Below are 13,407 nucleotides of genomic sequence, written 5' to 3'. Positions count from 1 at the left end.
AATGAGTCAATTTTTCTATATTCATCCTGAAAATCCACAGCAGCGATTGTTAAATCAGGCTGTGGAGTTAATCCGGCAGGGCGAGGTAGTGGTGTATCCCACTGATTCCGGCTACGCCATTGGCTGCCAGATGGAAGACAAAAAAGCGCTGGAACGCCTTTGCCAGATAAGGCAAATCGAGCACGACCACAACTTCACTCTGATGTGCCGTGATATGTCCGAATTATCGTTTTATGCCAAAGTGGATAACACCGCCTTCCGGCAAATTAAAAACAACACACCGGGCCCGTATACCTTTATTTTTAAGGCCACCCGTGAGGTTCCCCGCCGGTTACAAAACCCCAAGCGGAAGACCATCGGGATCCGTGTGCCGGATAACGTGATTGCACTTAAGTTGCTGGAAACCCTTAATGAACCGCTGATGTCCACATCACTGATCCTGCCGGGCAAAGAAATGGCAGAGTCAGATCCTGATGAAATCCGTGACAGGCTGGAAAAACAGGTAGGATTGATTATTCATGGCGGGTATCTTGGTGAAGATCCCACCACCATTGTCGATTTCTCTGAAGGCAATGCGGAAGTGATCAGGGAAGGCAGTGGCGACCCGTCACCGTTCCTGTAAAACAATCATAACACGGACGAACAGTACGTAAGATGACAGATGAACAAACGCCGGCGGCAGTAAGCGACCCCGTTCAGCAACCTTTGCCACTGGCGTTTATCAACGGCGAAGCGGTCATTGAAAAGCCGTCAGATCTGTACATTCCCCCTGATGCACTGGAAGTCATTCTGGAAACCTTTGAAGGCCCGCTGGACCTTCTTTTGTATCTTATCCGCAAACAGAAATTCGAAATCGTAACCTTACCCGTGGCAGACATTACTGCACAGTACATGGAATATGTGGAGGTTATGAAAACATTGAAGCTGGAATTAGCTGCCGAATATTTGCTGATGGCAGCGATTCTGGCTGAAATTAAATCCCGGTTACTGCTACCAAGGCGAAGCGATGAACCGGAAGATGAAGAAGACCCGCGAGCGGAGCTGATCCGCCGGTTAAGAGAATACGAAGCCGTTAAAGAAGCTGCACAATCATTGGATGAACAGCCCCGTATGGAGCGTGATGTGTTTGCAGTGAAGGCTGATGTGGCTCTGAGTGTGCAACCGGTGCGGATAGAGCCGGATGTGTCACTGCAGGAGCTTGTGCTGGCATTCAGCCATGCCATGAAGCGGGCTGCTGCATTTGAACATCATACAATTGAGCGGGAGGCGCTGAGTACCCGTGAGCGCATGAGCCAGATTCTGGCTATGGTAAACAGTGAGACCTACACACCGCTGGATGCGTTATTCACGCCGGAAGAAGGCAGAGCAGGTGTGGTGGTGTCTTTTCTGGCGATTCTGGAATTAGTAAAAGAACAGCTTTTATTGTGCGTTCAGACAGGACCATTTGCCAGAATTCATGTAAAATTGGGCCGTCATGAAGAAGATTAATAAAGTCCAGCTTAAGCAACTGGTGGAGGCCGCACTGTTTGTTGCCGATGCGCCTATGACTAAACTGGCACTGCGTGAGTCTGTGCTGGCTGAATTTACAGTCAGTGAACGGGCGCTGAACGAGGTGCTCAAAGAGCTGGTGCTGGACTATCAGCCCAGAGGAATTCAACTGGTTGAAGTGGCCAGCGGATACCGCTTTCAGTCACTGGACAGCTTAAGCCCCTGGCTGAGCCGCATGTGGCAGGAAAACGCGCCCCGTTATTCCCGTGCAATGTTGGAAACGCTGGCGTTAATTGCTTACCGTCAACCCATAACCCGCGGCGAAATTGAAGCGGTACGCGGGGTGGCAGTCAGCAGTAATATTATCCGTACCCTGACAGAAAGAGACTGGATCAAAGTGGTAGGGCACAAAGAAGTGCCGGGCAGACCGTCGTTATATGCCACTACCAGACAGTTTCTGGATTATTTTTCGTTAAAGTCGTTGGCCGATTTACCCGGATCTGAGGTTTTTGAAGTGCTTGAAGACAACGAACAGCCGCCTGCGACGGCTACACTGGAGGCACCGTCTGACGACGACCGTGCGATTGAAACCGCTGAACAAAAGCGAGAAGAAAATGAGTGAAAAGTTGCAAAAAGTCCTGGCTAACCAGGGACTGGGCTCCCGCCGTGAAATGGAACGGTGGATAGAAGCCGGAAGGGTATCGGTAGATGGCAAAATTGCGACACTGGGCGACCGTGTTGAATCCGGCCAGCAAATCCGTGTAGACGGTCATCTGTTATCCCGTCAGGCAGAAAAACCGGTATGCCGTGTATTGATGTATAACAAGCCGGAAGGTGAATTATGCAGCCGTCACGATCCTGAAGGCCGCCCCACAGTATTTGACCGTTTGCCAGCTATCCGCGTGGGACGCTGGATTGCTGTAGGACGGCTGGATATCAATACCAGTGGCCTGTTGTTATTCACCAATGACGGTGAACTGGCAAACCGCTTAATGCACCCTAAATGTGAAGTTGAACGTGAGTATGCTGTACGCGTATTCGGTGAAGTGTCCGGTAAAACGCTGAACACGCTGACTAAAGGGGTTGAACTGGAAGATGGTCTGGCGCGGTTTACTGAAATCAAAGCCCGTTCTAAGCCTGCCGGTGAAGAAGAGAGCATGAACCGCTGGTATAACGTGACGTTGTCTGAAGGCCGTAACCGCGAGGTACGTCGCTTGTGGGAGTCTCAGGAAATGCAGGTCAGCCGTCTCGTTCGCGTGCGCTACGGACCGGTGGAGCTGCAAAAGCGTTTACCGCAGGGGGCCTGGGTAGAGTTGCCGCTGGAGCAGTTAAATGCCCTTCGTAAACTGGTGCAACTGGACGATGAAACACAAACGTTGGTGGATGTAAGACAGGGTAAACTTGATCATGCCCGCCTTACCCGTATGCGCCGCTCGGTGAAAAAACACCGTACACGGCAGTCTCATCAACGTAATCAGTCAGCCAGCTCTGACTGACGGGAAGGGCGTTTCTTTAAACAGGCACGCCCGTTATCAATACCGTGCCGGCGGGCAACCTGAGCAATCAGCCCGCGGTGCGTTTTGAGAAATTCATCTAATTTTTCCAGCATTGCGGGATACTGCTCACTGGAAATCCGCAGGCTTTCTTTCTTATCCTGAATATGTGCTGATGCCACAATGCGTTTACCTGACAGCTTAAGTGCTGCAGTTGCATCATTCAGTTGTTCGCTGTCTGTGATAATGGCATCAACTTCACCATCAACCAGCGCTTTTACCAGGTGTGTCGGGTCAGAGAATGACACTATTTTCGTGTAGCCTTTACGTTCCTGTTCTAACCAGTCACTGGAAACCGGCTGATCTTCAATAATACCAAGTGCAGTCACGTCGGGAATTCGCATCCATTGATTTTCAGGCAACACACGGGTGATTTCACAAATACCGACCACAGGCTGGCTGTAAAACAGCGTGCCGTCTGTGGCAGACCAGCGGGGATGATCCGGAAAGCGGAAATCAATCGTGTTTTCTTTAAACCACTGATCGTACGCGTCGCCCTGAAGGGGCACATATTCCAGTTCAAAGCCCTCTTCAAGAGCAAATGCTGTCATCACCGCATCGAGTACCGGTTGATATTTGCCACCGTTAACCGGGTGGACCTGTCTGCCTGAACTGTCTTCAACACCTACAAAGAAAGTATCTTTCGCCGCAAAAGCCTGACCTGAAAGCAATACGGCAGCGAGAAGAGTGATAGCGTGTCGCATCGTATTCGTCCTGTTCATTTAAACTTTAGTCGTAGTAGAAGCCTATCAATGCAATTGCATTTGCTCGATAAGGCCGTTGGCATGTAAGTATTAAAACTAATACCTGAAGAAAGTGAAGTAATCTGTATTCAATGTCTTAGCGTAGACAAGGTGAATTCATAAAACAGGAGAAGATAATGCAATCGATGCCTCAATTAGGTGTAGGTACGTTTCGTTTAGAAGGAGAGGTAGCAAGAAAAACGGTTTCAGATGCGCTTTCCACCGGCTTCCGCCATATCGATACCGCCCAGTTTTATGGCAACGAAGAAGAAATCGGCAATGCAATTCAAACTGCCGGTCTTCCCCGTGAAGAACTGTTCGTGACCACCAAGGTATGGCACGACCATCTTGATAAGGGTCACTTCATTCCGTCTGTGCACGAAAGTCTGAACAAACTGAAAATGGCCTATGTTGACCTGCTGCTCATCCACTGGCCGTCACCCAATGATCATATTCCCATGGAGTCATATTTAGCCTCACTGAAGCAGGCTAAAGAAGAAGGTTTAACGCGCCATATCGGTGTGTCGAATTTCACTATGGCACAAATCGACAAAGCGGTTGAGATCCTGGGAGAGGGCGAGATACTCACTAATCAGATAGAGCTTCACCCGTTTATGCAAAACCGTCAGGTGGTTGAACATTGTAAGCAGGCTGGTATTTCTACTACCGCCTATATGCCCTTTGCGGTGGGCGAAGTCATGAAAAATGATGAACTCAAAGCCATTGCTGACGCGCACGGAGCCAATCCTGCCCAGGTTGTACTGGCGTGGATGGAAGTAAAAGGTATCCATGCCATCCCTTCATCAACGAATAAGGACCATTTGCAGGCGAACTTCGATTATACCGCTGTCACGCTGTCAGAAGATGATGTGGCGCGCATTGATGAGCTGGATAACGGTGAACGTATCGTGGATCCGGATTTCGCGCCGCAGTGGGATTAATATCCTTTTACATTTAACCACCCGTAATTGTCATAAAGGGTTTGCCGGCTGCACTTTCATCACCATATAGTGGATAGGATGTATACACCTGATGAGGTGCAGTCAGGTAAGTAAGGCAATATTAATACAAGGACAAACGTGCTACCGGATAATAAACAGCAGCAGCTCCGGCGTGCAAAACGCATCGCGCTTTTCTGGCTGGTAGGAGCTGCGTTTGTCTTTATTCTTGCGACGCTGACAGAGTACCGGCAGTGGATAACGCCATGGCCCGCCTGGGCCGGACTCATTAAGATGGCATCAGAAGCTGCGCTGGTTGGCGGGCTGGCTGACTGGTTTGCCGTCAGCGCATTGTTCAGGCCTATTCCGGCCAGATTTCCAATCCCTCACACGAATATCGTAGCGAATAACAAAGCGGCGGTTGCCGGCAATTTGTCCCGCTTTGTGAAAGAAAAATTCTTCAATGAAGTCGCTATCGAAAAACTGGTCAATGATGCCCGTCCTGCTCAGGGAATGGCAAGGTGGTTGCGCGAGCCTCAAAACGCAGACCGTCTGAGTCGCTTCGCTGCGCGCTCGCTGGTGGGGATCATTAACACGCTGGATGATAAACCCGTTCAGGACATGATGGTAAGCGGAGTAAAGCGGGCTCTGCTGAAAATGGATCTTTCACCTCTCGCGGCCGGCATGTTACGGGTTCTGACCCGTGATAAGCGACATCAGGAGGTGCTGGACCAGTTGCTTTATAAAATCGCAGAGCTTGCTCACCGGCCTGACAGTCAGATGTTTATTGCTGAAAAGCTACATAGCTGGCTGAAAGCAGAGTACCGGCGACTGGAGAAAATATTGCCGACCACCTGGTTGAGCGAGCAGGGCGCTGACATCGCTTCCAAAGCCATTGTGAGCATTCTGGCGGATATTGCCAATGACAATGAACATCCGGTACGCAAGAGTTTCGACCGCCAGTTGGAGGACTTCACCGCGAGGATGGAAACCGACCCTGCAATGACAGAGAAGCTGGAAAATATCCGTAACCAATTGCTGAACAACGATACCCTTCAGCAGTACCTGTTTCAGGTGTGGGGCGACGTGAAACGCTGGTTAATCGATGATGTTGCAGCCACAGACGGCAAATTCACAGGCCGTTTATCCCATGCACTGCAGGAAGCAGGTAAATCCGTGGCAAACGATGAGCAACTGGCAAACGCTGTTGATGTACACATCGCAGAAGCAGCCAGAGCGATGGCGCCGGAGCTCGCAGATTTTCTTACTGACCATATCCGTAAAACCATTCTGGCATGGGATGACAACCAGATGGCGGAACAAATTGAACTGAACATCGGTAAAGATCTGCAAAAAGTCCGTATTAACGGTACGTTGGTGGGCGGGCTGATTGGTGCCTGTCTGTTTTTAATTGAACATGCTATCAGTCTTTTATAACCGGTACGTAGCCGTCTTCCTTTTGAGTTTTTTGTACTATCGTGTGACACTTTTCCTTCCCCATTTTTATTTATAAAAAACGAAAACAACATGAGAAAACGAATTCTTCCGGCGTTACTGCTGGTGTTGCCGCTTATGCATGTCAGCGCAGACGCAGAGCAGGTCAGAGCCCGTGATCTTGGCATCGCGCCTGGTGTACTTGCGACCGGAAAACTGAACAGTATTACCGATGTCGCAGGCGTACGGGTGGGGCAGGTAACCCTTCATGACGGAAAAGACGTTCACACCGGTGTGACAGCCATTATTCCGGCAGAGGGCAATTTACGGCAGCGTAAGGTACCGGCTGCGGTATACGTGGGCAATGGATACGGCAAAATGGCCGGGATCAGTCAAATCCGGGAATTGGGAGAAATTGAAACACCCGTTGTGCTTACCAATACACTGAATGTGGCTGAAGGTATTGCCGGCGTAGTGGAATGGACGCTGGCACAACCGGGGAATGAAGACGTGGCATCGGTGAATGCTGTCGTAGGTGAAACCAACGACGCATTTCTTAACGACATCCGCCGCAGAACCGTAACGAAAGCTGATGTGATTCAGGCTATCAATACAGCGCAAAGTGGCCCGGTTGCAGAGGGAAATAATGGTGCCGGCAGCGGTACCCGCGCCTTCGGGTGGAAAGGCGGAATTGGTACAAGCAGCCGTTTGCTGCCTGCATCACTGGGCGGATACACAGTCGGTGTGCTGGTACAGAGTAACTTTGGCGGCATCCTGAATATTGACGGCCTGAAAGCCGGGGAAGCGCTCAATCAGCACTACCTGTATAACGAACTGAATAACGATACCGCTGCTGACGGCTCCATTATGATAGTGGTTGCAACAGACGCACCGCTGGACGACCGCAATCTGGAAAGGCTGGCAAAGCGGGCCATGGCCGGTGTTGCGCGAACCGGTGCCAGCCTGACAAACGGCTCCGGCGATTATGTTATAGCCTTTTCTAACGCAGATGCATTACGTCGTGACGAGCAGTCGCCGGCGCATTCATCCACCGTGATGGCGAACAGTCAGGTGTCACCTTTATTCGAGGCGGTGATTGAAGCAACACAGGAAGCCATTTATAACAGTCTGCTGATGGCTGAGGACGTGGAAGGTTTTCACGGGAATGTAAAAGCCCTGCCGGTAGACAAAATCCGCTCTATGTTACCAGCAGAACAGGGGAGAACAGAGTCATCTGATACGTTAAGAGTGGCTACTTTTAACGTAAGTATGGAGTCGACGAATTATCCTTCTTCAGGGCTGCCGCCCGGTGATGACGTGCTTAAAAAGGTGCTGTCAGATGGCAATAATCCGCAGGTCAAAAATATTGCTGAGATCATTCAGCGCACCGCGCCGGATATTATTTTGCTTAATGAGTTTGATTACATTAAATCGCAGAGCGATGGTGTGCGGGCTTTTATTCAAAATTATCTGAATGTCAGCCAGCACGGGCAACCTGCTATCGATTACCCGTACGTTTATCTCGCGCCGGTGAATACCGGTGAGCCGTCTCCTTTCGATCTGGATAACGATGGAAAAGCCACCGGAACAGGCGGTGATGCGTGGGGATTTGGCTTGTATCCCGGCCAGTACGGCATGGTTGTATTGTCGAAATATCCCGTTGTACATGATCAGGTGCACAGCTTGCAGACACTTAAGTGGAAAGATATGCCCGGTGCTCAGAAGCCCGTTGACCCGGCCACAGATACTCCCTGGTATAACGAAGAGGAATGGGCTGAGTTCCGGTTAAGCTCCAAGTCTCACTGGGATATACCCGTTAACGTTAATGGCCGCATTGTGCATGTACTTGCTATGCATCCCACACCGCCTAATTTCGATGGTGATGAAGACCGAAACGGAAAGCGGAACCATGATGAAATCAGGTTGATGGCTGACTATTTGTCACCGGATAAAGGCGAATATATTATTGATGATGAGGGTAAGCAATCCGGTCTGCCGGAAAACACCCGTTTCGTACTGGCGGGCGATTTCAACGCTGCCGATGCGGGTGATAAACACCGGCCCGGCGTCATAGAACAGCTTATTGATAACCGGTACGTGAACGGCAATGTTATCCCGGAAAGTGAAGGTGGCCGTGAACATTCAACAGAGCCTTACGGCCGCAGGTTCACTGCACACTGGGGGGCAAGGGCAGATTACGTTTTACCGTCAAGATATGGTTTTGAAGTGACCGGTAGCGGTGTTTTCTGGCCCGAAAAAGCCAGTCCGTTGTACCGTCTGGTGAAAGATCGTGAAGCGAGTTCTGATCACCGCCTGGTCTGGCTGGACGTCAAGTTTACCGGTAAGTGATCAAACAGGCCGGGCAGATGTATTTCTGTCCGGCCTGCAAGGATTAGCTGCGGTTGCTATTGTTACGTCTAATTACTTTGCTTTCCAGCGCAGGATTAGCAAGCTCAAGTACAACGGCGCGCTCTAAAATGATATTGCCGTTAACAACCACATCTTCCGTGATTGAAAGCACCGGTTGTTCGGATTTTTTCTTCATCCAGCCATTTTCAGTTTCTTCAAATACGATGTCGCCGTAGATACGGGTATTGCCTGACAAGCTGACATCACCGTTTTGCGTTGTGACTGAGCCTTTTATCTCGCCATCCGGCACCGTAATGTCGCCATTCACTGTTTCCAGGTCGCCTTCCACCAGACTATTCACAGAAAGCCCGATATTGCCGTTTACCGTAGACATATCACCAAACACATTCAGGTTTTTACCGGCATTGATATCGCCGTTAACCGTACTCGCTTCATTGATTGCAGCGTTATCTGCAATACTGATATTGCCATTCACCGTACTGACATCTTCAGCAACAGTAAATGTTTGCAAAGTCACGTCTCCGTTGACGGAAGACACATCACCAGCATGGCGGCCTTCATAGATGGTTACCGATCCCAGCACACTGCTTACATCGCCGCCATCGTGATAATCACCGTTACCCCCGACATTGATTACACAGCCTGATAGCGTGGCAGCACATAAAAGTGATAAAGCAATAATTGAGCGATTCCTGTTTAGCATTCTATTTTCCGTTTTGTAGTGATGTGTGTCCGGTATGGCGTTAATACTCCCGATTTTGCCGGGAAGGATTCACTTAATGATGAGCAATAACCGCACACGAATGAGTGTTAAAAGTATGACAAGTTCAGCAATTGCTGAGCCAAAAGTGATTATGTATTTAAAATCAGGGGGTTATGGATTTTTGGCGTTCAGGGAGAGGGAAGAGCGTATCCGGGAGTAGTCCGGAACACCACATTTTGGTGTTCCGGACCAAAAATGCTTACTGATCGAGCGGGGTATTAAAATCTTCTGACAATTCGAAGTCACCTTCTACGGTGGTCAGCACATTACCGTCGAAATTAAGTACCAGTTGCTTCTGGAAATCTTCACCGCGTTTGGACATACCGCGCTTCATATCGTACACGTAATACCATGTGCTCTTATCAAAAGAGTCTTCAACAACAGGGTGGCCAAGAACATAAACAACCTGCTCTTTGGTCATGCCAACACGCAGCTTTTTAACGTCACGTTCGTCCAGAAAGTTGCCCTGTGGCACATCAATCCGGTAGATCCAGTTGTTACAGGCAGTGGTGAAAAATACAGCGGTTAACAAAATAGCGATTTGATACAACTTCATGCGTGAGCTTGTCCAGTTATGCTTTGATTATAGTGACAGGCATTACCTTTGCCGGCAAACCAGTGTCAGAATGCGGCTGTCGCAAAATAATGCGCGACAGCATGCTACCCAATCACCTATGACCAATCAACCGCTTATTAGTTCGATTCTGCACTTTCTAACAGTTCTCTGGCATTTGCCAGTGCTGATTCGGTTACCTTGTCACCGGCAAGTAACCGGGCCAGTTCGTCTATCCGGTCCTGCTTCGTTAATGGCAACATCTGTGTTTCTGTTGTACTGCCATCACTGAACTTGGTCACAAACAACTGGTTATGGGCCTGTGCAGCAACCTGAGGTAAGTGCGTAACACACATAACCTGACTCACTTTACCCAACCGGCGTAATAAACCACCTACAATGGCGGCGGTAGGGCCGCTGATCCCTGTATCGACCTCATCAAAAATCATGGTCGGTGTTGCGTGTTTGTCGCTGGTCAGTACCTGAATGGCAAGCCCGATACGAGACAGTTCACCGCCCGACACCACTTTCTCCAGCTTGTCTGCCGGCTGACCGGGGTTAGTGGATACCAGGAAAGTCACATCATCCAGTCCAGACGCTACAGGCGTTTTGTCTTCCTGATAATCGACAGCAATATCGATTACCGCATGAGGCATATTCATCTGACGGATTTGCCCCTGAATCGCTTCTGCCAGCTTAACCGAAGCAACCTGCCTTGATGCCGAAAGTGCCTCACAGGCCTGACGGTAAACTTCTTTTGCTTCAACGACCTCATGTTGTAAATCTTCAAGACGATTCTCATCCTGCTCCAGACCGGCAAATTCTGCAGCCAGTGCCTGATGATGCCCGTACAGTTCTTCAGGCATCACAGTATGCTTACGTGCCAGTTCCATGGCTTTGCTGTAACGGGATTCCACCTGTTGCAGCCGCAGAGGATCTATTTCAAGGTCATCGCAATAGCTGCGTAATTCTCTGGCCGCTTCTTCCACCTGAATAGAGGCATCGTTCAGCAAGGCAATAATCGGCGTCAGGGCGCTGTCGTGTTCTTCCAGCTCAGACAGACGGTCAAGACCATTTTGAATAATGGATAACGCATTACCCTCATCATTCTCATACAGGTTATAAAAACTCGTTTGCGCCTGTTCCAGTAATGTCTGGCCGTTACTCAACCTGCGGTGCTCAATTTCAAGCTCATTAAATTCGCCATCTTCAATGGCAAATTCATCCAGCTCCTGGACCTGGTAGGCCAGCAGTTGATGGCGGTCAGCACGCTGTTGTGCCTGTGTTTCCAGATTTTTCAGTTCCGATTGCTTCTGCTTCCACAAGCGGTAGTTATCTGACACGGCGCTCAGCAAGGCAGGATGCGCGGCATACTGATCCACCAGCTTTCGCTGGTAATCGTCTTTCAAAAGCTGAAGGTGCGTGTTCTGGCCATGGATAGCAATGAGGTACTGGCCGAACTGTTTCAGCTGTTGCAGCGATACCGGTGTGCCGTTAATGAACGCTTTCGATCTGCCTTCGCGGGAAATGACACGGCGTACAAAACAGCTGTCGTCATCTTCATCCAGCAATTCCTGCTCATCCAGCCAGGCCAGTGCCGCTTTATGGCCTTTCAGATTAAAATGGGCAACGATTTCAGCTTTAGGCGCGTCTTTACGCACCGCGCCGGCATCGGCCCGCTCACCCAGACAAAGGCTGAGTGCATCAATGGCAATAGACTTACCCGCACCGGTTTCACCGGTGATGGCCGTCATACCCGACTCAAGATTGACAGATAATTGCTTAACAACAGCGAAATTTTTGATCGACAGATTAACCAGCATGTGTTCACCGCAGTATGTTTATACAGTATGTGTAAATATATACAGTATTTTGGCTGTGTAAAGTGAAGTTTTTAAGGCGGCATGAAAATGTTGTTATCTACGGCCGTGTTTGAGGAGTTCTTGGCAGGTAGTTTGGTTTGGAGAAGGTTTTAAGTGATGCCTTTTACAGAAGTATCTGATTTTGTCGATGTTCGCTTAGAGCGAAATATAGTCATTTCATCCCTGAGAATTACACTTAGACAGTGGTTCAGGGTATGCGCTTATTGGTTACGAATATTGAGCGAAAATCATTAGGGAAGATGCGAATAAGTGCTGAATGTGAGATCATAGCTGCATAGTAAATCACAGCCATTACAGCCCATGAGCCAACAGTTAACTTTTGCCGATAGTGAGTTTTCTAGCAAACGTCGCCAGACGAGAAAAGAAATTTTCTTATCCAGAATGGATAACCTGCTGCCGTGGTCTCAACAGCTGGAAGTGATTGACCCCTTTTATCCTAAAGCAGGCAATGGTCGCCGTCCGTATGCGCTTGAGACCATGTTTCGCATTCATTGTATGCAGCAATGGTATAGCCTTGGTGATGAAGCAATGGAAGATGCGTTATATGAAATTGCTTCGATGCGTCAGTTTGCACAACTGTCGCTGGATAAAGCCATTCCTGACCGTACTACCATTATGAACTTCCGCCACTTGCTGGAAAAGCACAAGCTGACTCGCAAATTATTCAAAACCGTCAATCAATGGCTATCGGAGTGCGGTGTCATGATGACGCAGGGCACACTGGTGGACGCCACGATTATTAAAGCCCCCAGCTCCACTAAAAATAAAAAGAGTGAACGTGACCCGGATATGCATCAGACCAAGAAAGGTAATGAATGGCATTTCGGCATGAAAGCCCATATTGGTGTGGATGCCAAGAGTGGCCTCACCCATAAATTGGTAACCACCGCCGCCAATGAGCATGACCTGAATCAGATGAAGAACCTGTTGCATGGCGGTGAGGAGTTCATCTCTGGCGATGCTGGATATCAAGGCGCAGAAAAGCGGGAAGAACTTAAAGACACGGATGTTGAATGGCTAATTGCTGAGCGTCCCGGCAAAGTTCGGGCGCTGAAGAAGCATCCCCGCAAAAACAAAACGGCCATTAACATCGAATATTTAAAAGCCAGCATCCGGGCCAAGGTTGAGCACCCGTTTCGCATTATCAAATGTCAGTTTGGCTTTTTCAAAGCACGTTATAAAGGGCTGATGAAAAATGACTCACAGTTAGCCATGTTATTCACCTTGGCGAACCTGTTTAAAGTAGACCAAATGCTACGACGACAGCCAAGATTTGTCTGAAATCCGGGAATAGCCCGGAATAAGGTCGAAATCCGGCCTAAAATAGCGGTATATTGGCCTAAACTGCAAAATTAGAGTTTAAAAATTAGACAGGTGATGCTGCGGCTTAACTAAGCGTTAAACTGCGTATTTTGCTTTACTCAGCAAGGTTCATTGCGTTGACCGCTGCGGCCGTGTTTGTATAAGTCGTAGCGCTGATTGTTTTTAATATTGCTATGAACCTGTCTGCACCACTTCCTCTTGAGGACGACGGCATTGGTCTCCGCGTAGTCGTCTCTCATGAAGGTTTTGGTATGGCTTTCGGAGGCATTGTGGCAATTTTCGTTTCTGTACTGGCTTTTGTTTTCTCAGGTTTCTGTGCTGCTGTGGTAAGTTGCGAACACAAGTTGTCGTTAAAGTAA

The 13,407-nt window shown here is 49.1% G+C and carries 13 protein-coding genes; 9 read left to right on the top strand and 4 right to left on the bottom strand.

Going from position 1 to position 13,407, the window contains the following annotated elements; translation table 11 throughout:
* Position 1 precedes the first annotated feature (1 nt).
* The 4 genes from ACXAG2_RS02290 to rluB are packed head-to-tail and all read left to right on the top strand — an operon-like array spanning position 2 to position 2,984.
* Positions 2-622, top strand: coding sequence for an L-threonylcarbamoyladenylate synthase (locus ACXAG2_RS02290; RefSeq protein WP_303574622.1), 621 nt, complete (start codon positions 2-4; stop codon positions 620-622).
* Between the two features lie 32 nt (positions 623-654).
* Positions 655-1,488, top strand: coding sequence for a segregation and condensation protein A (locus ACXAG2_RS02285; protein WP_303574621.1), 834 nt, complete (start codon positions 655-657; stop codon positions 1,486-1,488).
* Positions 1,475-2,110: an SMC-Scp complex subunit ScpB gene (gene scpB, locus ACXAG2_RS02280; RefSeq protein ID WP_474864259.1), complete on the top strand. Its 636-nt coding sequence runs from the start codon at positions 1,475-1,477 to the stop codon at positions 2,108-2,110. Before ACXAG2_RS02285 ends, scpB begins: the two co-directional genes overlap by 14 nt.
* Positions 2,103-2,984, top strand: a complete 882-nt coding sequence (gene rluB, locus ACXAG2_RS02275; RefSeq protein WP_474864257.1) for a 23S rRNA pseudouridine(2605) synthase RluB — start codon at positions 2,103-2,105, stop codon at positions 2,982-2,984. The genes scpB and rluB overlap by 8 nt, the downstream gene beginning before the upstream one ends.
* Here the strand turns inward: rluB and ACXAG2_RS02270 are convergent.
* A complete protein-coding gene (locus ACXAG2_RS02270; protein ID WP_474864255.1) occupies positions 2,963-3,745 on the bottom strand; it encodes a type 2 periplasmic-binding domain-containing protein in 783 nt (260 codons plus the stop codon). The genes rluB and ACXAG2_RS02270 overlap by 22 nt on opposite strands.
* Positions 3,746-3,921: 176 nt before the next feature.
* Between ACXAG2_RS02270 and dkgB the strand changes: the two genes are divergently transcribed.
* The 3 genes from dkgB to ACXAG2_RS02255 all read left to right on the top strand — a co-directional run bounded on the left by dkgB (position 3,922) and on the right by ACXAG2_RS02255 (position 8,505).
* Positions 3,922-4,725 (top strand): 2,5-didehydrogluconate reductase DkgB, encoded by an 804-nt coding sequence (gene dkgB, locus ACXAG2_RS02265; RefSeq protein WP_119500904.1) that lies wholly within the window; start codon positions 3,922-3,924, stop codon positions 4,723-4,725.
* Positions 4,726-4,863: 138 nt separating this feature from the next.
* Positions 4,864-6,159: a DUF445 domain-containing protein gene (locus ACXAG2_RS02260; RefSeq protein ID WP_474864253.1), complete on the top strand. Its 1,296-nt coding sequence runs from the start codon at positions 4,864-4,866 to the stop codon at positions 6,157-6,159.
* A gap of 90 nt (positions 6,160-6,249) precedes the next feature.
* The gene (locus ACXAG2_RS02255) at positions 6,250-8,505 is read left to right on the top strand and encodes a P1 family peptidase (protein WP_474864252.1); all 2,256 of its coding nucleotides are present in this window, start codon (positions 6,250-6,252) and stop codon (positions 8,503-8,505) included.
* A gap of 43 nt (positions 8,506-8,548) precedes the next feature.
* Here the strand turns inward: ACXAG2_RS02255 and ACXAG2_RS02250 are convergent, their stop codons facing one another.
* The 3 genes from ACXAG2_RS02250 to recN all read right to left on the bottom strand — a co-directional run bounded on the left by ACXAG2_RS02250 (position 8,549) and on the right by recN (position 11,665).
* Positions 8,549-9,229, bottom strand: coding sequence for a DUF4097 family beta strand repeat-containing protein (locus tag ACXAG2_RS02250; RefSeq protein ID WP_474864251.1), 681 nt, complete (start codon positions 9,227-9,229; stop codon positions 8,549-8,551).
* A 259-nt stretch (positions 9,230-9,488) separates the two neighbouring features.
* On the bottom strand, positions 9,489-9,845 hold the full coding sequence (locus ACXAG2_RS02245) for an outer membrane protein assembly factor BamE (protein ID WP_119500908.1): 357 nt from the start codon (positions 9,843-9,845) through the stop codon (positions 9,489-9,491).
* A 137-nt stretch (positions 9,846-9,982) separates the two neighbouring features.
* Entirely contained in the window at positions 9,983-11,665 is a 1,683-nt protein-coding gene (gene recN, locus ACXAG2_RS02240; protein ID WP_474864250.1) for a DNA repair protein RecN, read from the bottom strand.
* Positions 11,666-12,025: 360 nt separating this feature from the next.
* Here recN and ACXAG2_RS02235 point away from each other — a divergent pair, with 360 nt between their 5' ends.
* Positions 12,026-13,006: an IS5 family transposase gene (locus tag ACXAG2_RS02235; RefSeq protein ID WP_474864249.1), complete on the top strand. Its 981-nt coding sequence runs from the start codon at positions 12,026-12,028 to the stop codon at positions 13,004-13,006.
* 215 nt (positions 13,007-13,221) lie between these two features.
* On the top strand, positions 13,222-13,407 hold the full coding sequence (locus tag ACXAG2_RS02230) for a hypothetical protein (RefSeq protein WP_474864248.1): 186 nt from the start codon (positions 13,222-13,224) through the stop codon (positions 13,405-13,407).

This window comes from Alteromonas sp. ABH4_456, assembly GCF_056160645.1.
This window is presented reverse-complemented; position numbering and strand designations above follow the sequence as displayed.